1 protein-coding gene is annotated in these 240 nt (G+C 65.0%); it reads right to left on the bottom strand.

Features of this window, described 5'->3' with window-relative positions; all coding sequences use genetic code 11:
• The coding region (locus EOB49_RS35790) for a PIG-L family deacetylase (RefSeq protein ID WP_206526235.1) at positions 1 to 240 on the bottom strand (240 nt) is incomplete at both ends.

The raw sequence follows: 240 nt of genomic DNA, 5'->3' as shown, positions 1-240 counted from the left end.
CGGCATGCAGCACCGGGACGGCGAAAGACGCCGCGATGCGCACGCCGTCCGACAGTGCGCGATGGTCGGCGTGATAGTCGTTGGGCGCATGCGTGATCACCAGATCCGGGCCGGTTTGACCGATCAGTGCTTTCAAAACTCCGATCAGCGCTGCATCGGCCACCAACTCGCCGTCCGGAAAGTCGAGGAAGCGTGGCATTGCGCCTACCAGCGCAGCCGCGGCCGTTGCTTCATCGCGAC

Source organism: Mesorhizobium sp. M7A.F.Ca.MR.148.00.0.0 (genome assembly GCF_003997735.1).
In the GTDB taxonomy this organism is placed as follows: Bacteria; Pseudomonadota; Alphaproteobacteria; order Rhizobiales; family Rhizobiaceae; genus Mesorhizobium.
Note: the sequence above shows the minus strand (reverse complement) of the source record. Positions and strands in the feature narration are given on the sequence as shown.